The following is a 20,436-nucleotide window of genomic DNA, read 5'->3' as shown; positions in this document are numbered from 1 at the left end:
TCAGGCGGCGACCGGGAAGCGCAGCATCCGGTCGCGAACGGGAACCAGCGCCTCGGCGGCGCGCCCGACCGCCTGGACCAGTGCGGGGTGATCGACGTCCAGCCCCCCGGTCAGCGCGCCGAAGGCAGGCAGGATCAGCTTGTGCGGGGTTCCGACGAAACAGCGGCGCGCGACCATCTTGCCGCGTACCCGCAATCGCAGCTTGGGATGGAAATGCCCCGACAGTTCGGGCCGCGTCTCCCCCGGATCGGCCTCGTGGCGCAGGATCAGGCCGTCGACCACCGCCTCGTCGACCACCTCGCCGCCGCAGCGATCGCGCAACACGGGGTCGTGATTGCCGGTGATCCAGGTCCAGCGAGTCGCCGCCGTCAGCGCCAGCAGCATGGCGCGCGCCTGCGGCAACAACCGGTCGCATCCTTCGGCATCGTGGAAGCTGTCGCCCAGGCACCAGACCTCGCGCGCCGCCGTCCGCGCCACCGCCTGGGTCAGCTCGGTCAGCGTCGCCAGCGAATCGTAAGGAGGCAGCATCTGGCCGCCGCCGGCATACCAGCTGGCCTTTTCCAGATGCAGGTCGGCGACCAGCAGCGCGTGGCGCGCAGGCCAGAACAATGCGCCTTCGGGCAGGGCGGCAAAATCCCGGCCACCGAACGAAAAGGGAACCATTTTCCGTCCATGCGCTTGACGCTGCGCAATATCAAGCGTTTGCAGAGCGCTGGGGAAAGCCCTTGCTTCCCGGGCAAAGAGGCGTAAAGCGCGCCGTCCTTTTGGCACAGGGGGTTCCGACGGACATGACGGCGACAGCGACCGACAGTACCGACAACCAGCACGCGGTGGCCCAGGGTCATGCCGTGCGGCATCCCGCGCTCGCCGCGCTGACCGTGGGGGCGATCGGCGTGGTGTTTGGCGATATCGGCACCAGCCCGCTCTACGCCTTTCGCGAGGCGCTATCGCAGTCGGCGGCGGACGGTATCGACCCCAGCGAGATTTTGGGCGTACTCAGCCTGGCGCTGTGGACGCTGTTCCTGGTCGTCACCATCAAATATGTCATCTTCCTGATGCGCGCCGACAATCAGGGCGAGGGCGGGGTGCTGGCGCTGGCGGCGCTGGCGCGGCGCTCGCTGGGCCTCCGGTCACGCTTCGCGCTGATCCTGGGCGCGGCGGGGGCGTCGCTTTTCTACGGCGATGCGATCATCACGCCCGCGCTGTCGGTGCTGTCGGCGATGGAGGGGCTGCGCACCATTCCCGCCGCCGCGTCGATCTTCGACGAAGGCGTGATCCGGCTGTGCACCATCGTCATCCTGATCGGTCTGTTCCTGCTGCAATCGCGCGGCACGGCGCATGTGTCCAAGCTGTTCGGGCCGATCTGTATCCTGTGGTTCCTGGTGATCGGCGGCCTGGGCATCTGGCACATCGCCGACGAGCCTTCGATCGCCCGGGTCATCTGGCCGGGCTATGGCATTCGCTTCCTCGCCAGCCACGGCGTCGTCGGGCTATTCGTGCTGGGCGCGGTATTCCTGACCGTGACCGGTGCCGAGGCGCTGACCGCCGATATGGGCCATTTCGGCCGGCTGCCGATTCGAATCGGCTGGTTCTCGCTGGTCCTGCCGGCGCTCACGCTCAACTATCTGGGGCAGGGCGCTTTCGCGCTGTCGGCGCTGGAGCGCGCGGCGGCGAGCGGGCAGACCTTCACCAACCAGGATTGGTTCTTTTTGATGGCGCCCGAGGCGTTCCGTCCGGCGCTGATCGTGCTGGCGGGCATGGCGACGGTCATCGCGGCACAGGCGGTGATCACCGGCGCCTTCTCGCTGACCCAGCAGGCGATTCAGCTCGGCTTCCTGCCGCGCCTGCGCGTTCGTCAGACCTCGGCCGATTTCCAGGGGCAGATCTATCTGCCCGCGATCAACTGGCTGCTGCTGTTCGGGGTGCTGGTGCTGGTCATCCAGTTCAAGACGTCCTCGGCGATGGCGGCGGCCTACGGGATCGCCGTCACGGGGACGATGGTCGTCACCACCTGCCTGGCCTATCTGGTCGTCCGGCATCGCTGGGGCTGGCGGCGGCCGCTGGCGCTGGCGGCGATCCTGCCGTTCCTGACGCTCGATCTGATCTTCTTCGGCGCGAACATCCTGCGCGTCATCGAGGGAGGCTGGGTGCCGCTGCTCGTCGGCGCGGGCGTCGGCCTCATCATCTATACCTGGGTGCGCGGGCGCGGCATCGTCTCCGCTTTCGAGAAGCGGCAGGCGATCCCGATCGTCGATCTCGCCGCCGCGCTCGCCAAGCGTCCGCCCGAGCGGGTGCCCGGCACCGCCGTCTTCCTGACCGCGAACCCTGCCTCGGCGCCCGGCGCGCTGCTCCACAATCTGAAGCATAACAAGGTTTTGCATGCGCAGAACCTGATCGTCACGATCCGCACCGCCGACCGGCCCATGGTGCAACCCGAATACCGGGCGCATGTCGAACGGCTGGACGACGATTTCGCGACGGTCACGCTGACCTACGGCTTCATGGAGACGCCCGACGTGCCGCGCGACCTGCCGCGCGAGCTGGGCGTAGAGCAAAAGCAGATGGGGCTGAACCCGATGAAGACCAGCTATTTCATCGGCCGCAACACGCTGAAGCCCGAAGCGGACAAGGGCATGCCGCTATGGCAGGACCGGCTGTTCATGTTCCTCCAGCGCAATGCCAGCGACCCGACCGACTTCCTGCGGATCCCGCCGGGCAAGGTGCTGGAACTGGGCGAGCAGGTGACGGTGTAAAATCCGCCCCGGCGCCGGGGAGGGACGCCGCGAAGCGGTGGTGGAGGGGGGATTGCAGCACGGGCTGACCTGGGTAGAAGCCCCCTCCGTCAGGCTTCGCCTGCCACCTCCCCGCGCCGGGGAGGGTTTTACAGCGTGACCTTGGGCGGCTTGGCGGCCTCGACCGCGACCAGCACCATCTTTTCCCAGATCGCCGGATCGCCCGCATCGGCCATCGCCTGATCGGGCTCACGCAAGGTGCGCAGCACGGCCAGCGCGTCGGCCATATGCTCGCGCCAATGATCGTCGACCAGCCGGGCGGCGGATTCGGAATCGCCCCCGGCATTGGCGCTCAACCGCTGGCCGCACAGCACGCGCGCGATGCGTTCGGCGGCGGGGGTGTGGGCAATATCCATGGCAACCTCTCCTGAAGCGTGGATCGTTACGCGATCAACGCGGGAGAGGGGGGAATGGTGCCAGTATCTGCGGCGGGGCACGCCCCTCCCGCAGGCGGGAGGGGATGGGGTAGGGGATGCCACACGCGTTGGTCTCGATGAGACTCCGTGCCCTCCCCAAACCCCTCCCGCCTGCGGGGGGGGGCTTAAGAGCGATGAGGAGGCGATCAGCCCTGCGCGCCGCGACCGGCACCGCCGCCGGGACGACCGCCGCGACCACGGCCGCCGCCGCCCGGACCACCGGCGCCACCACCGCCGCCACGACGGCGCGGCTGGCGACCCTGCGGCGCGCGGGTGTCGGTCGCGCGCGGGTGATGCGTGGCGCGCGGACGCGCCGGATCGCGGGGACGGTCGACGCGTGGCGCGGGATCGGCGCCGATCGCCTTCACCCGCTGCGACTTGATCGTCTCGGCGCGCTTCACGAAGTCGGCGGGAAGCGGCACGACGGTGATCTTCTGCCGCGTCAGCTTCTCGATGTCCTTCAGATAGGGACGCTCATCCTCGGCGCAGAAGGCGATGGCCAGGCCCGAGCGACCGGCACGCGCGGTGCGGCCGATGCGGTGAACATATTGCTCGGCGACGTTGGGCAGTTCGAAGTTGAAGACGTGGCTGACGCCCGGAATGTCGATGCCGCGCGCGGCGATGTCGGTCGCCACCAGCACGCGGGTCTGGCCCGACCGGAACTCGCCCAGCGCGCGCTCGCGCTGGCCCTGGCTCTTGTTGCCGTGGATCGCGTTGGCGGCGATGCCGTTGCCCGCCAGCAGCTTCACGACGCGGTCGGCGCCATGCTTGGTGCGGGTGAAGACCAGCGCCAGCTCGATCGCCGGATCGGCGAGCAGGATGGTCAGCAGCGCCTGCTTTTCCTGTTGCGTCACGAAGGTCACCGACTGGTCGACGCGCTCGGCGGTGGTCGACACGGGCGTGACCGAGACGGTCGCCGGATTGTCGAGGAACTTGTCGGCCAGATCGCGGATCGCGGCGGGCATGGTAGCCGAGAAGAACAGCGTCTGGCGCTTGCGCGGGATCATCTTCACGATGCGGCGCAGCGCGTGGATGAAGCCCAGGTCGAGCATCTGGTCGGCCTCATCCAGCACCAGGATCTCGATCATCGACAGGTTGAGGAAACCCTGCTCGACCAGGTCGATCAGACGGCCCGGCGTGGCGACCAGGATATCGACGCCGCGCGACAAATCCTGTCGGTTCTTGTTGATGCTGGTGCCGCCGAAGACGGTCGCGACCGCCAGCTTGGAGAATTTGGCATAGCCCTTGGCATTGTCGGCGATCTGGCTGGCCAGCTCGCGGGTAGGGGCGAGGACGAGCATCCGGCAATGGGTCGGCAGGACGCGCTTGTTCGCCTCGACCAGACGCTGGATCGAGGGGAGGACGAAGGCGGCCGTCTTGCCGGTGCCGGTCTGCGCGATGCCCAGCAGGTCGCGGCCTTCCAGCAGCGTCGGGATCGAGTCGCGCTGGATCGGCGTGGGTTCGGAATAGCCCTTGGCTTCGAGCGCACGGACGAGCGGCTCGGCAAGGCCGAGTTCGGAAAAGGACATGGAATTACTTTCTGACATGGCGCGCGAGTCACGACGACGTGCATCTGGGGGCCGCGAGAAGCAGCGCCGGGGTTGATGACACCCCGCGTGACAAGGGAAGCCTGAAGACAGGGTCGGGGCGGAGCCGGGACCAAAAGGTCCGTTCACGCTGCGAGTGGACGCCTCGACGGGCGGGCATGTGCGCTGGCCATTGCCAAAAGTCAAGTTTCGGGCAGGATCATCGCCCCAATGCGTGACAAGCGCGGACGGATGGTTACATCCGATACCAGTTAGCGAAGAGGAGTCCTGCATGAAACTCGCCAGTCTCAAACACGGTCGCGACGGCAAGCTGGTCGTCGTGTCGAGCGACCTCGCCTGGTATGCGGATGCGGGGCATATCGTGCCGACGCTGCAGGCCGCGCTCGACGATTGGGAGACGCATGCGGCCGCGCTCGCCAATCTGGCCACCGACCTGGATCATGAGGCAATTCCGCGCGCGCGTTTCCATGAGCATGACGCCGCCTCGCCGCTGCCGCGCGCCTATCAATGGGCGGACGGATCGGCCTATGTGAATCATGTCGCCTTGGTACGGCAGGCGCGCGGGGCGGAACTGCCCGACAGCTTCTGGCACGATCCGCTCATGTATCAGGGCGGATCGGACGGGTTCCTGGGACCGCGCGACGCCATTCCGCTGGCCGATGAAAGCTGGGGCTGCGACCTGGAGGGCGAGGTTGTAGTCGTCACCGGCGACGTGCCCCAGGGTGCCACCCGTGACGAGGCGCTGGCGGCGATCCGGCTGATCGGGCTGACCAACGACGTGTCGCTGCGCGGGCTGATCCCCGGCGAACTGGCCAAGGGCTTCGGCTTCTTCCAGTCCAAGCCGGCCTCGGCCTTTTCGCCCGTCTTCGTCACGCCGGAATCGCTGGGCGACTGGTGGCAGGACGGCAAGCTGCGCCGCGTGCTGCGCGTCGATCTCAACGGCCAGCCCTTCGGCCGCGCCGATGCGGGCGAGGACATGACCTTCGACTTCGGCACGCTGGTGGCACATGCGGCCAAGACCCGCGCGCTGGGGGCGGGGACGATCATCGGCTCAGGCACCGTGTCCAACCGCGATACCGATGGCGGCCCCGGCAAGCCCGTCGCCGAGGGCGGGGTTGGTTATAGCTGCATCGCCGAGGTGCGGATGATCGAGACGATCCGTGGCGGCGCGCCCGTGACGCCGTTCCTGAAGAAGGGCGATACGGTGCGCATCTGGATGGAGGACGACCGCCACCACTCGATCTTCGGCGCGATCGAACAGACGGTCGAGTAAGCCTATTCCTCCCTAAGCTGCGCTTGGGGAGGGGGACCGCCGCGAAGCGGTGGTGGAGGGGCGGTCAGACCGGCCATGCCCCTCCACCACGCCCTGCGGGCGCGGTCCCCCTCCCAATCTGACGATGCGGAGGAGTTTATTCCACCAAAGCGTCGATCGCCTCGGCCATGGCGATGTCGCGCGCCGACAGGCCGCCGGCGTCGTGGGTGGTCAGGACGATGTCGACCCGGTTCCAGACATTGGACCATTCGGGGTGATGGTCGGCCTTTTCCGCCAGCAGCGCGACGCGGGTCATGAATCCGAACGCCTCGCTGAAATCGGCGAAGACGAACCGGCGGCTGATCGCATCGCGGCCTTCGTCCCAATCCCAGTCGGGCAGATCGTCCAGCGCCTCGTCCCGGTCCAGCTCGCTCAGCCGCTCCACCATCTGCGTCCCCTTGCTTGTCTTGTTCTTTGGTCGGCCCCAGCGGTATGACGGCGCGCATGAGCGGGCAAGTCGCGATCGGTGAAGCACCGGGAATCGAAGTGATCGAGGCGATCGCGCGGGCGGCGATGGCGCGGCTGCCGGCGGCGTTCGCCGCGCATCTGGGCGATGTGGTGCTGATCGTCGAGGATTATGCCGATGACGAGACGCTGGCGGCGCTGGGCATCGAGCATCCGCTCGACCTGACCGGCCTGTATCATGGTCGACCGGTGGGCGAGAAAAGCAGCATGGATTCCGGCGGCGTGCCCGATCGCATCCATCTGTATCGCCGCGCGATCTTGGACGAATGGATCGAGACGGGGGTGCGGCTCGACGATCTGGTCGCGCATGTGATGATCCATGAGATCGGCCATCATTTCGGCCTGTCCGACGACGACATGCACGCGCTGGAAGATGCGGTGGACGGCCCGGCGGCGTGATCCTGTCCCTGACCCGGGTCGCCTGCGCGCGCGGCGGGCGGCTGTTGTTCGCCGGCGTATCGCTCGACCTCGCGCCCGGCGAGGCCGCGATCGTCACCGGCCCCAACGGCATCGGCAAGTCCAGCCTGTTGCGCGTCGCCGCGGGCTTGCTCGCCCCGTTCGACGGCACGATGGTGCGATCCGCACCCGTGGCGTTGATGACCGACGATCTGGCGCTGGATACCGAACGGACGCTCGCGGATGCGCTGACCTTCTGGGCGCGGCTCGATCGCGGGGCGGCGGCGCGCGAGCGGGTGGCGGCGGCGCTGGCCACCGTCGGCCTGTCGCCCATCGCCGGGATTCCGGTGCGCCTATTGTCCACCGGGCAACGACGCCGCGCCGCACTGGCGCGGGTACTGGCATCGCAGGCGCCGCTCTGGCTGCTCGACGAGCCGGGCAATGGTCTGGACAGCACAGGGCTCACGATGCTGGAGCAGGTCATCGCCCACCACCGGGCGGGCGGCGGCGCGGTGGTGCTGACCACGCATCAGCCGCTGTCGGTGCCGGGCGCGCGCACCCTGGCGCTTGATGAACGGGTGCCGGCATGAGCGCGGCCTGGACGCTGATCGCGCGCGATGTGCGGCGCGGCTATGCCGGCGGCGGCGCGGGGCTGGTCTGCGGCTTCTTCCTGTTGGCGGTCATCCTGTTCCCCTTCGCGATCGGTCCCGACCGGGCAATGCTGGCGCGGATCGGAGCGGGGGCGATCTGGGTCGCGGCCTTGCTGGCGGCGCTGTTGCCGGTCGATCGGCTGGTCGCGCCCGATTGTGAGTCGGGCTGGTTCGACCAGGCGGCGGTGCGCGGATTGTCGCTGCCGCTGGTGATGGTGCTGCGGATCGTCGCGCACTGGCTGGCCTTCGCACCGCCGTTGATGCTGGCGGCGCTGGTCGCGAGCGGATTGTTCGGGCTGGACGGTGCGGCGGTGATGCGGGTCGAGCTGGGGTTGCTGCTGGGTACGCCGGGGCTGGCGGCGCTGGCGGTGGCGACCGGCGCGCTGACCGCTGGGCTGCGCGGGGCGGGTGCGGTGGCGGGGCTATTGCTGTTACCGCTGGCGCTGCCGCTGCTGATCTTCGGAGCGAGCGATGACGGCATGGGCGGGGCCAAGCTGCTCGCCGCGCTCTCCTTGTTGCTGGTGGCTGGTGCACCATGGCTGGCGGCGGCGGCGATCCGGTCGGTCCGGGACTGAGCCATGGCCGCGCAGACCCCATCGCGGGCGCGGATCGCGCAGGCCTTTGACGCGGCGGCGGCCTATGACACGCATGCCGTGGTCCAGCGGCAGGTGGCCGCATGGCTCGCCGAGCGGATCGTCGCGGTCGCGCCGCCCGCCCCGCGCGTGCTGGAGGTCGGGTGTGGCACAGGCTTCCTGACGCAGGCGGCATGGCCCCGGCTCGATCGGCCCGACTGGCTGATGACCGATATCGCGCCCGAGATGCTGGCGCGCGGGCAGGCGCGGATGCCGGGGGTGCGGGGCCGCGTCTTGGATGGCGAGCATCCCGATCTGGCGGGCGAGGCGGCGTTCGATCTGATCGTCAGCAGTCTGGCGGTGCAGTGGTTCGGCGATCTGGTGGCGGGGTTGCGGCGGCTGGCGGCGCATCTCGCACCGGGCGGGCGGATGCTGGTGACGACGCTAGTCGAAGGGACCTTCGCCGACTGGCATGATGCGCACCGGGCGGAGGGATTTGCGGCGGGGAGCCCGGCCTATCCGTCCGTTGGGACGCTGGCGGAGACGGGGTGGCGCATCACGACGCGGACGTTCGAGCAGCGGCACCGGTCAGCAGCGGACTTCGTGCGCGCGCTGCGGGCGATCGGGGCGGGGACCCCACGCGAGGGGCATCGGCCGATCCCGCCCGGCGCGATGCGGCGGATCGCGCGGGCGTTCGAGGCCGGCGGGGCGGTGGCGACCTATGAGGTCGCGTTGATTGACATCCCCGATCCCCGTTCAGCCTGAGCGAAGTCGAAGGCCACGCGCGACGCGAGAGGCGGGGCGTGTGCTTCGACTTCGCTCAGCATGAACGGAGGGCGGGAGTGGGGCGAGGAGTTCTTACCGGCTCCACCGCGCCCAAATGGCGGTGGGCAGGATCAGCCCGCGCGCTTCCTCGCGCACGCCCAGTTCGCCGCATTCCACCTTGCCCGGCAGGTCGCCCATCACTTGGCGCAGCATCTCGCCGATCGCCAGCGCCGACATGCGCACCGCATAGACGGTCAGGAACAGGAAGCGCGAATTCTCATCGAGCAGCTTGCGGCAATCGGCGATCAGGCCGGGCAGATCCTCTTCCAGCCGCCAGACCTCGCCCTCCGGCCCGCGTCCATATTTGGGCGGGTCGAGCAATATGCCGTCATAACGCCGCCCGCGCCGCCCCTCGCGCGCGACGAACTTGGCCGCGTCGTCGATGATCCAGCGCACCGGCGCATCGCCCAGGCCCGACAGCATCGCATTTCCGCGCGCCGCCTCGACCGACTTCTTCGACGCATCGACATGGACCATCTTGGCCCCCGCGCTCGCCATCGCCAGCGTGCCGACGCCGGTATAGCCGAACAGGTTCATGCATTCGGGCGATTCCAGATCGGCCACCTGCTCGCGCATCCAGCTCCACACCGGCGCCATGTCGGGGAAGAAGCCCAGATGGCGGAACGGCGTGTTCTGCGCGGTAAAGCGCACCTCGTTCCACTTGAGCGGCCAGCCGTCGCGCGGGACCGGCTCGTTGAAATTCCAGCGGCCGCCGCCATCCTCGTCCGAGCCGGGCACGAACTCGGCCGCCGCGCGCCAGTCGGTGGTGGCAGGTGCCCACATCGCCTGCGGCTCGGGGCGGATGAAGCGGAACCGGCCATAGCGTTCCAGCTTGCGGCCATGGCCCGAATCCACCAGCCCGTAATCCGCCCAGGGCTCACCAATCATCGTTTCGAGTGTCATGCGCCCCCGTTAGCGCAAAGAACGCCCGTCGATATAGGCCGTAACCGCTTCGAATGTGGCGGGCAGAGTCTCGAACCGCTCCTCGCGCTCGAACAGGTCGCCAACGCGGCGGGGCAAAGGCGGCCGGACGCCGGTCGCGCGTTCGACCGCGTCGGTGAACTTGGCCGGGTGCGCGGTGGCCAGCGTCACCACCGGCACGTCGTTCTCCGCGGCGCGCGCGGCGGACAGGGCGATGGCGGTGTGCGGGTCGAGGATCTGGCCGGTATGGTCCGCCGCCCAGCGCATCGCACGGCTCATGTCATCGGCATCGACGCGCGTGCTGGTGAACAGCGGAGCGATGGCCTGGCTCTGCGCATTGGTCAGCCGCATCGCGCCCGACCCCTCGAACCCCTTCATCTGCGCCGCCAGCGCCGCCCCGTCGCGGCCATTGGCGTCGAACAGCAGCCGCTCGAAATTGGAGCTGACCTGAATGTCCATTGAGGGGGTGGCGGTCGCCTGCACCTGTCCCTTGGAATAATCGCCGGAGGAAAGCGCGCGGTGGAGGATGTCGTTGACGTTGGTCGCGACGATCAGCCGCGCGATGGGCAGGCCCATGCGCGCCGCGACATAGCCGGCGAACACGTCGCCGAAATTGCCCGTCGGCACCGAGAAGGCGATGCGCCTGCCCGGTGCGCCCAGCCGTACGGCGGCATAGAAATAATAGACGACCTGCGCCATCAACCGCGCCCAGTTGATCGAGTTGACCGCCGACAGCGTGTGCCGATCGGCAAAGTCGCGGTCGTTGAACATCGCCTTCACCAGTGCTTGCGCGTCGTCGAAATTGCCCTCGATCGCGATATTGTGGACGTTGGGGGCGAGCACCGTCGTCATCTGGCGGCGCTGAATATCGGTGACGCGGCCCGCCGGGTGCAGCATGAAGATGTCGATATTGGCGCGCCCCGCCACCGCGTCGATCGCCGCCGAGCCGGTGTCGCCGCTGGTCGCGCCGACGATGGTCAGCCGGGTGTCGGTGCCGCGCAGGAAGCGTTCGAACAGCAGGCCCAGCATCTGGAGCGCGACGTCCTTGAACGCCAGCGTCGGGCCGTGGAACAGCTCGAGCAGCCACTGGTCATGGTCGAGCTGGACCAGCGGCGTGACGGCGGCGTGCGAGAAACGGCCATAGGCGGCATCGCACAGGCCCTGCAATTCCTCCGCGCTCAGGCTGTCGCCGACGAACGGCGCCATGATCCGCGCGGCGGTCTGCGCATAGGACAGGCCGGCCAGTCCTTCGATGTCCTCGGGCGTCAGGCTGGGCCAGGTCTCGGGGACATAGAGACCGCCATCGCTGGCGAGGCCGGCCAGGGTCGCACCCCGGAAATCGAGGGCGGGGGCGGAGCCACGGGTACTGATATAGCGCATGATGCGGTGCGGCTTAACGGGGTGCGGCGCTTGTCACAACCATTCGATTGCGCCGAACGACCGCCAAAGCATAGATAATTACGGCGATGCCGGCGAACAGGAACCATTGGACCGCATAGGCCAAGTGGTTGTTGGGCACCGCGTCGATCGCGGGGCTGGGGTTCGGCTCCAGCCCGGCGGCCGGGGTGTCGGCGACCAGCATCATGGCTTGCGGGCGATGATCGAAGGCCGACTGGATCAGCGAGCGGCTGTCGGGGGCATGGGCGATATAGCCGCTGACCCGTCCGCCCGGCCATTGGATTTCGGCACGTGGGTCATGCGTGGTGCCCAACTGCACCTGCATCGATCCGCGCGGCACCGAGCAGGTGGCGATCAGCCGGAACCCGGCCGCACCGGCGCCGGCGCGGCGGAGCGTCACCGGCGGCGGGCAGTCGCCGACCGTATGGCGGAAAAGCAGGCTTTCGTCGGGGAAAAGGGGGTAGGCGATCGGTGCGCGCGTCGGGTTGGCGGCCAGCTGGGCGAGATAAGCCTGTTTCTGCGGCAGGCGATCGAGCAACTGCCACAGGCCCAGCGCGATCATCGCGGCGACCGCCAGGCCGACGATCAGCGTCGGCAGGATGGGCAAGCGCCTCATGCCTCGTCATCCCGCTCGGGCTCGGCGACCGCGCCTTCGCGTGCCTCGTTGCGATATTCGGCGGCCATCAACGCACCCTTGGCAATGCGCAAGCTATAGACCACGCCGATCGCGGTCAGCGGCAGCCATATCAGCATGTGCAGCCACAGCGGCGGGTGCAGCGTCAGTTCGACCCCGATCGCCATGATGGTGATGATCGTGCCCAGGATCAGGGTCAGGAACGCCGCCGGTCCGTCTCCGACATTGAAGCGGGTGAAGTCCAGTCCGCAGGCCGCGCAACGCTCGGCAAAGGTCACCACCTGGGCTGAAAAGACCGGCCCGGCAAACAAATGGGGCTGGCCGCAACGCGGACACAGCCCCTGAAACGCAGCCTGCGATATGGTCGGAGGGGTATCAGCCACTATGAACCGGGGCGCCCCAGCCACCCCAGACATAGATGGTGACGAACAGGAACAGCCACACCACGTCGACGAAATGCCAGTACCAGGCCGCCGCCTCGAAGCCGAAATGCTGGCGCGGGGTGAAGTCGCCGCGATAGGCGCGGATCAGGCAGACGATCAGGAAAATGGTGCCGACGATGACGTGGAAACCATGGAAACCGGTCGCCATGAAGAAGGCCGCGCCATAGTTGATGCCCTTGAAGGGAAAGGGCGCGTGCATGTATTCATAGGCCTGGATCGCGCTGAAGATCAGACCCAGGATCACCGTCAGCCACAGCCCCTTCAGCACGCCGTCGCGGTCGCCGACGCCCAGCGCGCCCCACAGCCCCTTCTTCTCGCCGCCACGCTGGTTGTGGATCAGCGCATGGTGCGCCCAGGTGACGGTAGTGCCGCTGGTCAGTAGGATCAGCGTATTGAGGAGGGGCAGCTTGAAGGCGTCGATCACCTCCAACCCCTTGGGTGGCCAAGTCGCGGCGATGGCGGTGGCGCCCTCGGCGGCGCGCTCGACCTGTCCGTCGACGAAGCTCATCGCGGTCGGGAACAGCGCGAAGTCGAAAAAGGCCCAGAACCAGCCGACGAAGAACATGACTTCGGAGGCGATGAACAGGATCATGCCATAGCGGAAGTGAAGCTGGACGACCGGGGTATGGTCGCCATGATGCGCCTCGCGCACCACGTCCGCCCACCAGCTGCCCATGCAGAACAGCACCGCCGCCAGACCCGCCAGAAAGGCCCAGCCGCCGCCCTGCACGCTGTGCATCCACATGATCGCGCCCGAGGCCATCAGCAGCGCCGACATCGAACTGGCCAGCGGCCAGGGGCTCGGCGGCAGGATGTGATAGTCGTGGTTCTTCGCGCCAGCCATGATCCCGTCCCTATGATTTTGCTATTTTGGGGGCAGGCTAACCTGCTTTCTTCCCCGAATCCACCGGGTAAAATGTATAGGACAGGGTGATGGTCTCGATGTCCTTCGCGTCGGGGTCGTTCAGGATCTTGGGGTCGACGAAGAAGATCACCGGCATCCGCACCGTCTCGCCGGGTTGCAGCGTCTGCTGGGTGAAGCAGAAACACTGGATCTTGGTGAAGTAGCGGCCGGCCTGATCGGGGGTGACGTTGAACGTCGCGGTGCCCGTCACCGGCACCTTGGCGTTGTTGGTCGCGGTGAAGAACACCATGTCGCGCGCGCCGATATCAACGGTTTCGTGCGGGTTTTCGGGCTTGAAGGTCCAGGCGAGCCGCGAGGCGACATTGGCGTCGAAATCGACGCGGATCTGGCGATGGACGCTGCCCGGCGCCTCGCTGCCCCGCTGCGTCGTGCCCTGATAGCCGGTCACCTGGCAGAACATGCGGTAGAGCGGCACGCTGGCCCAGGCGAGGCCGGTCATGAACACCACGCCGAACACCGCGAAAACCACCGTCCGGGTCTGCCGCGTCAGGCGCATCAGTGCATCCCCGACCGGATTTTGGATAAAGTGATGAAGAAGATCAGCACCACCAGAAAGCCGAGCAGCAGGGCCATCACGGTGGCGCGGGCGCGCTGCTTGGCGCGAATCCGATTCGAATCGTCAGGCGTCATGCCCAACGATCCACCACCAGCGCGCCAAAGAGAAGGAAAAGATAGAGAATCGAGTATTTGAACAACCGCTTCTCGGGCTTCATCGTGTCGTCGGTCTGGGTATGACGAAAGGCCACGATGGCGGCGTAGAGCGCGAACAGCGCGGTGCCGGCGGTCGCGATCAGGCCATAGATTGGCCCGGTCAGCCCCAGCGGCCAAGGCGCGACGGCGGCGATCGCCATCGGGATGGTGTAGAGCCCGATCTGCGCGCGCGTCACCCGCTCGCCGGCGACCACGGGCAGCATCGGCACGCCGGCATTGGCGTAATCGGTCTTCACGAACAGCGCGAGCGCCCAGAAATGCGGCGGCGTCCACAGGAAGACGAGGCTGAAGAGCAGGAAGGGGAGGAGCGCGATCTCGCCGGTCGCCGCCGCCCAGCCGATCAGCGGCGGAAACGCACCCGCCGCGCCGCCGATGACGATATTCTGCGGCGTCCGGCGCTTCAGCCAGACGGTATAGACCAGCACGTAAAAGAGGATCGAGACGGTCAGGATGCCGGCTGCGACATAATTGACCGCCAGCCCCATCAGCAGCACCGAAAAACAGGCCAGCCCCACCCCGAAATGCAGCGCCGATTCGCGGCTCATCCGCCCTGCGGGCAATGGCCGCTTGGCGGTGCGCTTCATCAGCGCGTCGAGGTCCGCCTCATACCATTGGTTCAGCGCCCCCGCCGCGCCCGCGCCCAGCGCGATGCATAGGATCGCGGTGAAGCCGATCACCGGATCGATCCCGACCGGCGCGGCCAGCATGCCGCACAGGCCGGTGAACACCACCAGCGTCATCACCCGCGGCTTGGTGAGCGCCAGAAAGTCGCGCCAGTCGGCGGGGACGAAGACGGAGGAGGGAATGCTGGACATGGGCGTCCCGCATATAGGGCTTGGCGGGGAGGGGGGCAATCGAAGCGGTCGCCTTGGAACGATACTGCCGCCCGCCACAAGCGCACCCCCTCCCGCAGGCGGGAGGGGGCCGGGGGGAGGGCAGGGAGTCTCACCGAGACCGACACCCGTGGCTTCCCCTCCCCCATCCCCTCCCGTTTACGGGAGGGGCGTGAGACACACTGACGTTACGCCTGCTTCAACGTCGCCATGTCGATGACGAAGCGATACTTCACATCGCTCTTCTGCATCCGGTCATAGGCGGTGTTGACCTCGTCCATCGCGATCATTTCGATATCGGCGGTCAGGCCGTGGCTATGACAGAAGTCGAGCATCTCCTGCGTCTCGGCGATGCCGCCGATCAGCGAGCCGGCCAGCGACCGGCGGCGGAAGACGAGGTTGCCGACCGAGGGCGAGGGGTGCGGCGAATCGGGCACGCCGACCAGCGTCATCGTCCCGTCGCGCTTCAGCAGCATCAGGAATGCGTCCAAGTTATGCGGCGCGGCGACCGTGCTCAGGATGAAGTCGAAGCTGTTCGCGTGGTTTGCCATCTGCGCCTCGTCCTTCGAGACGATCAGTTCCTTCGCGCCCAGCCGCTTGGCATCCTCGGCCTTGTTCGGTGAGGTCGAGAAGACATAGACCTCGGCCCCCATCGCGGCGGCGATCTTCACGCCCATATGGCCCAGACCACCCAGGCCGACGATGCCGACCTTCTGGCCCGGCCCCACCTTCCAGTGGCGCAGCGGCGAATAGGTGGTGATGCCCGCGCACAGCAGCGGCGCGACGGCGGCCAGATCACCTTCGTCATGGTTGATCTTCAGGACGAAGCTTTCCTTGACCACGATATGGTCGGAATAGCCGCCAAAGGTATGACCGCCCAAGACGGGATCGGGGCCGTTATAGGTGCCGACGAACCCGGTCGTCTCGCAATATTGCTCCTCGCCGTCATGGCAGGAGGGGCAGTGGCCGCAAGAATCGACCATGCAGCCGACGCCGACCAGATCGCCGACCTGATACTTGGTCACGTCGCCACCGACCGCCGTCACGCGGCCGACGATTTCATGGCCCGGCACGCATGGATACTGCGTGCCCGCCCACTCGCCCCGCGCGGTGTGCAGGTCGGAGTGGCAGACGCCGCAATAGAGGATGTCGATGGCGACATCGTCACCTTGCGGGTCGCGACGCTCGAACGAGAAGGGCGCGAGCGGGGTCTCGGCCGTCTGGGCGGCATAACCCTTGGCGGGAGTGGGCATGGAAGCTCCTGTAGGAAAACGGTGACGCGACCCAACGATCGCGGCGTCCATATGGGTTCCGCGATGGTCCATGCCAGTCCTGCCCGCGCCGAAGTTTTCCGATCGACAGTGATCGGACAATTGCCGTGACAGATTATGTTGTAACGTTACATGGGGAACTGTTGAATATCCTGGCGAGGTCATCCGCGATCCTGCTCCAGAACCTGTCGAATGACCTCGCTCCATGACGGACAAGCGTCGATATTACCCCATGAACCCCTGGTTCCATGACGAGGCATCGTAATTGCCGATATTGGGCAGCACGGTACGCAAGCCCCCCGCATCGATCCCGAACCAGCTGGCCAGCGTCGCGGCATATTGGTCGACCGACATGCTCGGCAGCAGGCGGCCGCCGCCGACATCGTCGCTGGTGTTGACGCCGACGATCGGCGCCTTGCCATAGAAGCGCTGGCCGCGCACCGCGCCGCCGACGACGAAGTGCATGCCGCCCCAGCCATGGTCCGCGCCGCCGTCATTGGACTGGAGCGTTCGCCCGAAATCGGACGCGGTGAAGCTGGTCACCTGATGCGCGACGCCCATCGCGGCGGTGGTGTCGTAAAAGGCCTTCATCGCGGCCGACACCTTGGACAACAGGCCGGGATGCTGCGCGACCAGATTGTCGTGCAGGTCGAACCCGCCCATCGAGACGAAGAAGACCTGGCGCTTGAGGCCGAGGGTCTGGCTGACCGAGATCATCCGCGCGACCATCTTCAGCTGGTCGGCCAGCGTGTTTCCCGAGGGAAAAAGCGGGAAATTGCCGCTCGGCGCACCGGCCAGCGCGCTGCTGAGCTGTGCCTGCACGTCGAAGGCGCGCTTGGTGATGCGGGCATGTTCGGTCGCCATCGCATAGCTCGACTCGGCGGTCATCACGCCGCGCAACGCCTCCAGCGCGGCGGACGAACCATAGAGCGTCTTGCTGTTGTTCAGCAGCGCGACCGGGCCGCCGGTGCCCACCGCATATTGGATCGCGGTCCGCCCGCTCAGATAGATGGCGTTGCCGCTGGTGTTGATGCAGGTCAGCGCGGCGGTGCCGTTGCCGTTCTGGAACACGTCGCCGATCCGCCCGCCCCAGCCGCTGGTCGCGCCTTCGGGGTTGGACGCCTGAAAGAAGCTCTGCTGGTCGTTGTGGCTGAACAGCTTGGGCGGCAGCTTGACCGTGCGGTTGGTATATTGGGTCTTGGTGGTCGGCTCGACCAGCGTACCGACGTTCAGCGCCACCGCCATCTTGCCCGCATCGAACAGCTGGCGCAGCTCGGACATGGCGGGCGACAGCGCATAGGCGCGGCCCCCGGGCAGCGCGGCCGCCGGGTTGAGGACGCTGCCCGCGAGCGCGTCGCGCTGATAGGCGATATTGGGGCGCGCGGCGCGATAGGCGGCGAAGCTGGTCTCGTCATAGGGGACCAGCGTGTTGGCATAGTCGTTGCCGCCATACAGGAACACGCACACCAGCGCCTTGTAGTCGGACGCGGTGGCGGCCGCCGCCTCGCCGATCGCGGCCAGGCTGGAGACGAAGGGGGTGGCGGTGCCGGCCAGGCCGAGCAGCGCGCTGCGCTTGAGGAAGGCGCGACGTGACTGGTCTTGCATCATGCTCATCACCGCAGGTTCAGATATTCGGGGGAGGCCATGGTCAGCAGGATGGCGATGCCGACCCGGTTGATCGAACCATCGCTCGCGGTCGCCGAGACGCCGTCGACCGCGCCGCGGATCGCCGCTTGCATCGCGCTCGACAATTGCCCGGCGGCGAGCACGAGGTTGATCTCGTCGACCAGCGCCTTGGAGTCGGCGGCGAGCGTCAGGATATTGGTATAGTCCGCCTTCACGTCGCCGATGCCGTTGGCGATCACGCCGTACATGAAGTTCACATAGCCGATCACCGTCTGTTCGTTGGTGATCTGGAACTCCGGCGCGACCAGCCCGCTGGTCGCGAGCGCGGTGCCCACGGGGGTATAGCCGGGGCGGTAGAAGTTGAAGACCGACGGGCTGCGCCCCTTGGTCTGGTTCAGCCGGGTGACGGCATTGGTGTCGCCGATCGCCCAGGCGTTGGAGGGTGATGTGGCACCGAAGGCGCGCGCCCAGTTGGTGAAGCGGATCACCGGTTCGCGCAGCTTGCCGATCGCGCCGCTGGCGGGGAGGGTGCGCGCCTCGCTGTCGAGCAGGATGGCGCGGATCACCGCCTTCATGTCGCCGCGCACGCCCTGGCCGTTATCGGCGAACTTGGTCGCGACCCGGTTGATATAGGCGGGGGAGGGATTGCTCGTCACCAATCGCTGGATCAGCTGTTTCGAGACGAAGGGCGGCACGTTGGGATGGGCGAAGATCGTGTCGAGCGCGCTGTTGATCGCGGCCATGCCGCCGCCGCTGACGGTGGTGCCCAGGAAATTGGAGGCGCCCGTCTCGTTCATGCCGGCATTGATGACCAGCGGGTTCAGGTAGCGCGGCGGCGCATCCTCGAAATTGGGATGGACCAGCCCGGTGAAGACCCGCGCCAGCCCCGACACATCGGCCTGGCTATAGGTCTCGATCGGCTGGCCCCCGCTCATCTTCAGCGAGCCGTCCATGTTCAGCTGGTACAGCCCGATGGTGAACAGCTGCATCAGTTCGCGGGCGTAATTCTCGTCGGGCTGGGTACCCGTGGTCGGGTTCGCCTTGCGGTTCTGGAAATAGGTGAGGAAGCTGCTCATCGCGAAGCTGGTCGTCACCGCGCCCATCAACTCGCGATAATTGCCGAAGGCGTTGTTCAGCAGGATGTCGACATAGGCGGCCATCGAGAAGGACCGCCAGGAGTTGATAACGCCGTCGACCCCGACGACGAAGATGTCGAGCAGCGCCATGCCGACCCGCTGGCGCAGCTGGTCGGGCTCGACGATAAGCTGCCGCCACATCGTCGGGTCGAACCCGTTCAGCTTGAAGCGGTTGATCTCCTCGGCATGACCATTGGCGTACAGCCAGTCATAATGGGTGATGGCGCGCGGCATCGCGAACTGGTCGGTCAGCCAGCCGTCATAGCCGCGCGAGACGACCGTATCGATCAGCGCTCGCGTCGCGCCCATCGTCGCTTGGGCCAGGAATCGGCTGGCCTCCATGGCGGTGGGCGGGGGGGTGACCACGACGATCGGGGCGGACGGTGTCGTGCCGCCGGCGGGGGTCGCGACCGACGTGCTGCCGCCGCCGCCGTCACCGCCGCCGCCTCCGCATGCGGCCAGCGCGAGCAGCGGTAGCGCTGCGCCCGTCGTCGCCACAGCGTCGCCGCTCCACTCGCCTGTCCGTTGACCCTGGTCGCCCGAGCCCGCCTCTGGCGAACCTGCGACGTAATCGTCCCACTTCGTCATCGCTCGTCCGTTCCGCTGTGATCGCCATCGCTGCGAACCACCGGCAAAATGCGGCGAGCGTGCCTAACGATCGGTGAAAGGGTTCCACCGTTCGTCGCGCAAGGGCCTCATCTGGCCGAAACGGCCATATCGTTGAGATTGCGTAACAAAAAGGGCCTCAGAGCGATGCTCCGAAGCCCCCGGGAAGATGGTTGGGCCGTCCGCGATCAGTGGATGCGCGGCAGCGTCTCGAACTGGTGATAGGGCGGCGGGCTGGACAGCGTCCATTCCAGCGTCGTCGCGCCGTCGCCCCACGGATTGTCGCCTGCCGGCTTGCCCGCGACCAGCGACCAGACCAGATTGACGAAGAAGATCACCATGCCAAGGGCCATGATCTCATAGCCATGGGTGGCGACCGCATTCCAGGTCGCATAGGCGTCCGGGTAATCGGGATAGCGCCGCGGCATCCCCTGCAGCCCCAGGAAGTGCATCGGGAAGAACAACAGGTTCACGCCCGCGAAGAACACCCAGAAATGCAGCTGGCCGAGGAATTCGTTATACATCTTCCCCGACATCTTGGGGAACCAGTAATAAAAGCCCGCGAACAGTGCGAACACCGCGCCCAGCGACAGGACATAGTGGAAGTGCGCCACGACATAATAGGTGTCGTGCATGTAATCGTCGATGCCGCCGTTCGCGAGCACCACGCCGGTCACGCCGCCGACGGTGAACATGAATATGAAGCCGATCGCCCAGACCATCGGCGTCTTGAAGCTCATCGAGCCGCCCCACATGGTCGCGATCCACGAGAAAATCTTGATGCCGGTCGGCACCGCGATGATCATCGTCGCGGCGGTGAAGTACATCTTGGTGTTCACGGAGAGGCCGGTGGCGAACATGTGGTGCGCCCACACGACGAAGCCGACCACGCCGATCGCGACCATGGCGTAGGCCATGCCGAGATAACCGAAGACGGGCTTGCGGCTGAAGGAAAAA

The 20,436-nt window shown here is 67.0% G+C and carries 22 protein-coding genes; 6 read left to right on the top strand and 16 right to left on the bottom strand.

All coding sequences use genetic code 11. The features are described 5' to 3' along the window. Complete coding sequence (gene pdeM / locus ACQKJZ_RS06755) at positions 1 to 663, bottom strand: ligase-associated DNA damage response endonuclease PdeM (RefSeq protein ID WP_427730487.1); 663 nt, start codon at positions 661 to 663, stop codon at positions 1 to 3. Positions 664 to 788: 125 nt separating this feature from the next. On the opposite strand from pdeM, the gene ACQKJZ_RS06750 reads away from it, so the two are divergent. Next, the gene (locus tag ACQKJZ_RS06750; RefSeq protein WP_427730486.1) at positions 789 to 2,753 is read left to right on the top strand and encodes a potassium transporter Kup; all 1,965 of its coding nucleotides are present in this window, start codon (positions 789 to 791) and stop codon (positions 2,751 to 2,753) included. Positions 2,754 to 2,881: 128 nt separating this feature from the next. Here ACQKJZ_RS06750 and ACQKJZ_RS06745 read toward each other — a convergent pair whose 3' ends face one another. Continuing rightward, complete coding sequence (locus ACQKJZ_RS06745; RefSeq protein ID WP_427730485.1) at positions 2,882 to 3,148, bottom strand: hypothetical protein; 267 nt, start codon at positions 3,146 to 3,148, stop codon at positions 2,882 to 2,884. 206 nt (positions 3,149 to 3,354) lie between these two features. Further along, positions 3,355 to 4,737 carry a DEAD/DEAH box helicase gene (locus ACQKJZ_RS06740; RefSeq protein ID WP_427730484.1) on the bottom strand — a complete coding sequence of 461 codons (1,383 nt, stop codon included), beginning with the start codon at positions 4,735 to 4,737 and terminating at the stop codon, positions 3,355 to 3,357. Positions 4,738 to 5,026: 289 nt separating this feature from the next. On the opposite strand from ACQKJZ_RS06740, the gene ACQKJZ_RS06735 reads away from it, so the two are divergent. Further along, positions 5,027 to 6,028: a fumarylacetoacetate hydrolase family protein gene (locus ACQKJZ_RS06735; RefSeq protein WP_427730483.1), complete on the top strand. Its 1,002-nt coding sequence runs from the start codon at positions 5,027 to 5,029 to the stop codon at positions 6,026 to 6,028. A 136-nt stretch (positions 6,029 to 6,164) separates the two neighbouring features. Here the strand turns inward: ACQKJZ_RS06735 and ACQKJZ_RS06730 are convergent, their stop codons facing one another. After that, positions 6,165 to 6,542: a 4a-hydroxytetrahydrobiopterin dehydratase gene (locus tag ACQKJZ_RS06730; RefSeq protein ID WP_427730482.1), complete on the bottom strand. Its 378-nt coding sequence runs from the start codon at positions 6,540 to 6,542 to the stop codon at positions 6,165 to 6,167. Here ACQKJZ_RS06730 and ACQKJZ_RS06725 point away from each other — a divergent pair. From ACQKJZ_RS06725 to ACQKJZ_RS06710, 4 genes are read left to right on the top strand one after another with little or no spacing between them, the layout of a single operon-like run. Beyond that, complete coding sequence (locus ACQKJZ_RS06725; RefSeq protein ID WP_427730481.1) at positions 6,512 to 6,931, top strand: metallopeptidase family protein; 420 nt, start codon at positions 6,512 to 6,514, stop codon at positions 6,929 to 6,931. The genes ACQKJZ_RS06730 and ACQKJZ_RS06725 overlap by 31 nt on opposite strands. Then, positions 6,928 to 7,518, top strand: a complete 591-nt coding sequence (ccmA, locus tag ACQKJZ_RS06720; protein WP_427730480.1) for a heme ABC exporter ATP-binding protein CcmA — start codon at positions 6,928 to 6,930, stop codon at positions 7,516 to 7,518. Before ACQKJZ_RS06725 ends, ccmA begins: the two co-directional genes overlap by 4 nt. Then, the gene (locus ACQKJZ_RS06715) at positions 7,515 to 8,153 is read left to right on the top strand and encodes a heme exporter protein CcmB (protein ID WP_427730479.1); all 639 of its coding nucleotides are present in this window, start codon (positions 7,515 to 7,517) and stop codon (positions 8,151 to 8,153) included. The genes ccmA and ACQKJZ_RS06715 overlap by 4 nt, the downstream gene beginning before the upstream one ends. A gap of 3 nt (positions 8,154 to 8,156) precedes the next feature. After that, positions 8,157 to 8,915 (top strand): methyltransferase, encoded by a 759-nt coding sequence (locus tag ACQKJZ_RS06710; protein WP_427730478.1) that lies wholly within the window; start codon positions 8,157 to 8,159, stop codon positions 8,913 to 8,915. A 93-nt stretch (positions 8,916 to 9,008) separates the two neighbouring features. On the opposite strand, the gene ACQKJZ_RS06705 is transcribed toward ACQKJZ_RS06710, so the two are convergent. From ACQKJZ_RS06705 to ACQKJZ_RS06650, 12 genes are all read right to left on the bottom strand, one after another. Beyond that, a complete protein-coding gene (locus ACQKJZ_RS06705) occupies positions 9,009 to 9,878 on the bottom strand; it encodes a class I SAM-dependent methyltransferase (protein ID WP_314375627.1) in 870 nt (289 codons plus the stop codon). A 9-nt stretch (positions 9,879 to 9,887) separates the two neighbouring features. Further along, positions 9,888 to 11,276 (bottom strand): threonine synthase, encoded by a 1,389-nt coding sequence (gene thrC, locus ACQKJZ_RS06700; protein WP_427730477.1) that lies wholly within the window; start codon positions 11,274 to 11,276, stop codon positions 9,888 to 9,890. A 13-nt stretch (positions 11,277 to 11,289) separates the two neighbouring features. Further along, a complete protein-coding gene (locus ACQKJZ_RS06695) occupies positions 11,290 to 11,910 on the bottom strand; it encodes an SURF1 family cytochrome oxidase biogenesis protein (RefSeq protein WP_427730476.1) in 621 nt (206 codons plus the stop codon). Beyond that, complete coding sequence (locus tag ACQKJZ_RS06690; protein ID WP_427730475.1) at positions 11,907 to 12,344, bottom strand: DUF983 domain-containing protein; 438 nt, start codon at positions 12,342 to 12,344, stop codon at positions 11,907 to 11,909. Before ACQKJZ_RS06690 ends, ACQKJZ_RS06695 begins: the two co-directional genes overlap by 4 nt. After that, entirely contained in the window at positions 12,304 to 13,215 is a 912-nt protein-coding gene (locus ACQKJZ_RS06685) for a cytochrome c oxidase subunit 3 (protein ID WP_427730474.1), read from the bottom strand. The genes ACQKJZ_RS06690 and ACQKJZ_RS06685 overlap by 41 nt, the downstream gene beginning before the upstream one ends. A gap of 37 nt (positions 13,216 to 13,252) precedes the next feature. Further along, positions 13,253 to 13,792: a cytochrome c oxidase assembly protein gene (locus tag ACQKJZ_RS06680; RefSeq protein WP_427730473.1), complete on the bottom strand. Its 540-nt coding sequence runs from the start codon at positions 13,790 to 13,792 to the stop codon at positions 13,253 to 13,255. Further along, on the bottom strand, positions 13,792 to 13,926 hold the full coding sequence (locus tag ACQKJZ_RS06675; protein WP_007406524.1) for a hypothetical protein: 135 nt from the start codon (positions 13,924 to 13,926) through the stop codon (positions 13,792 to 13,794). The genes ACQKJZ_RS06680 and ACQKJZ_RS06675 overlap by 1 nt, the downstream gene beginning before the upstream one ends. Continuing rightward, on the bottom strand, positions 13,923 to 14,822 hold the full coding sequence (locus ACQKJZ_RS06670; RefSeq protein ID WP_427730472.1) for a heme o synthase: 900 nt from the start codon (positions 14,820 to 14,822) through the stop codon (positions 13,923 to 13,925). Before ACQKJZ_RS06670 ends, ACQKJZ_RS06675 begins: the two co-directional genes overlap by 4 nt. Before the next feature lie 206 nt (positions 14,823 to 15,028). Beyond that, the gene (locus ACQKJZ_RS06665) at positions 15,029 to 16,093 is read right to left on the bottom strand and encodes an NAD(P)-dependent alcohol dehydrogenase (RefSeq protein ID WP_427730471.1); all 1,065 of its coding nucleotides are present in this window, start codon (positions 16,091 to 16,093) and stop codon (positions 15,029 to 15,031) included. 243 nt (positions 16,094 to 16,336) lie between these two features. Further along, complete coding sequence (locus tag ACQKJZ_RS06660; protein WP_427730470.1) at positions 16,337 to 17,725, bottom strand: DUF1501 domain-containing protein; 1,389 nt, start codon at positions 17,723 to 17,725, stop codon at positions 16,337 to 16,339. Further along, a complete protein-coding gene (locus ACQKJZ_RS06655; RefSeq protein ID WP_427730469.1) occupies positions 17,725 to 19,461 on the bottom strand; it encodes a DUF1800 domain-containing protein in 1,737 nt (578 codons plus the stop codon). The genes ACQKJZ_RS06660 and ACQKJZ_RS06655 overlap by 1 nt, the downstream gene beginning before the upstream one ends. Positions 19,462 to 19,667: 206 nt before the next feature. Beyond that, positions 19,668 to 20,436: cbb3-type cytochrome c oxidase subunit I (locus ACQKJZ_RS06650; protein WP_427730468.1), on the bottom strand; the 769-nt coding region annotated here is incomplete at its 5' end.

Origin of the sequence: Sphingomonas sp. NPDC019816 (assembly GCF_050274375.1) — a bacterium.
Classification (GTDB): domain Bacteria; phylum Pseudomonadota; class Alphaproteobacteria; order Sphingomonadales; family Sphingomonadaceae; genus Sphingomonas.
Note: the sequence above shows the minus strand (reverse complement) of the source record. Positions and strands in the feature narration are given on the sequence as shown.

Bases quoted from the DNA above. Each gene is read 5' to 3' on its own strand.
- thrC (WP_427730477.1), bottom strand. From the start codon at position 11,276: ATGCGCTATATCAGTACCCGTGGCTCCGCCCCCGCCCTCGATTTCCGG.
- ACQKJZ_RS06670 (WP_427730472.1), bottom strand. From the start codon at position 14,822: ATGTCCAGCATTCCCTCCTCCGTCTTCGTCCCCGCCGACTGGCGCGAC.
- ACQKJZ_RS06675 (WP_007406524.1), bottom strand. From the start codon at position 13,926: ATGACGCCTGACGATTCGAATCGGATTCGCGCCAAGCAGCGCGCCCGC.
- ACQKJZ_RS06745 (WP_427730485.1), bottom strand. From the start codon at position 3,148: ATGGATATTGCCCACACCCCCGCCGCCGAACGCATCGCGCGCGTGCTG.
- ACQKJZ_RS06705 (WP_314375627.1), bottom strand. From the start codon at position 9,878: ATGACACTCGAAACGATGATTGGTGAGCCCTGGGCGGATTACGGGCTG.
- ACQKJZ_RS06695 (WP_427730476.1), bottom strand. From the start codon at position 11,910: ATGAGGCGCTTGCCCATCCTGCCGACGCTGATCGTCGGCCTGGCGGTC.
- ACQKJZ_RS06655 (WP_427730469.1), bottom strand. From the start codon at position 19,461: ATGACGAAGTGGGACGATTACGTCGCAGGTTCGCCAGAGGCGGGCTCG.
- ACQKJZ_RS06680 (WP_427730473.1), bottom strand. From the start codon at position 13,792: ATGCGCCTGACGCGGCAGACCCGGACGGTGGTTTTCGCGGTGTTCGGC.
- ACQKJZ_RS06735 (WP_427730483.1), top strand. From the start codon at position 5,027: ATGAAACTCGCCAGTCTCAAACACGGTCGCGACGGCAAGCTGGTCGTC.
- ACQKJZ_RS06725 (WP_427730481.1), top strand. From the start codon at position 6,512: ATGAGCGGGCAAGTCGCGATCGGTGAAGCACCGGGAATCGAAGTGATC.
- ACQKJZ_RS06685 (WP_427730474.1), bottom strand. From the start codon at position 13,215: ATGGCTGGCGCGAAGAACCACGACTATCACATCCTGCCGCCGAGCCCC.
- ACQKJZ_RS06665 (WP_427730471.1), bottom strand. From the start codon at position 16,093: ATGCCCACTCCCGCCAAGGGTTATGCCGCCCAGACGGCCGAGACCCCG.
- ACQKJZ_RS06710 (WP_427730478.1), top strand. From the start codon at position 8,157: ATGGCCGCGCAGACCCCATCGCGGGCGCGGATCGCGCAGGCCTTTGAC.
- pdeM (WP_427730487.1), bottom strand. From the start codon at position 663: ATGGTTCCCTTTTCGTTCGGTGGCCGGGATTTTGCCGCCCTGCCCGAA.
- ACQKJZ_RS06715 (WP_427730479.1), top strand. From the start codon at position 7,515: ATGAGCGCGGCCTGGACGCTGATCGCGCGCGATGTGCGGCGCGGCTAT.
- ACQKJZ_RS06750 (WP_427730486.1), top strand. From the start codon at position 789: ATGACGGCGACAGCGACCGACAGTACCGACAACCAGCACGCGGTGGCC.
- ACQKJZ_RS06660 (WP_427730470.1), bottom strand. From the start codon at position 17,725: ATGAGCATGATGCAAGACCAGTCACGTCGCGCCTTCCTCAAGCGCAGC.
- ACQKJZ_RS06690 (WP_427730475.1), bottom strand. From the start codon at position 12,344: ATGTCTGGGGTGGCTGGGGCGCCCCGGTTCATAGTGGCTGATACCCCT.
- ACQKJZ_RS06740 (WP_427730484.1), bottom strand. From the start codon at position 4,737: ATGTCCTTTTCCGAACTCGGCCTTGCCGAGCCGCTCGTCCGTGCGCTC.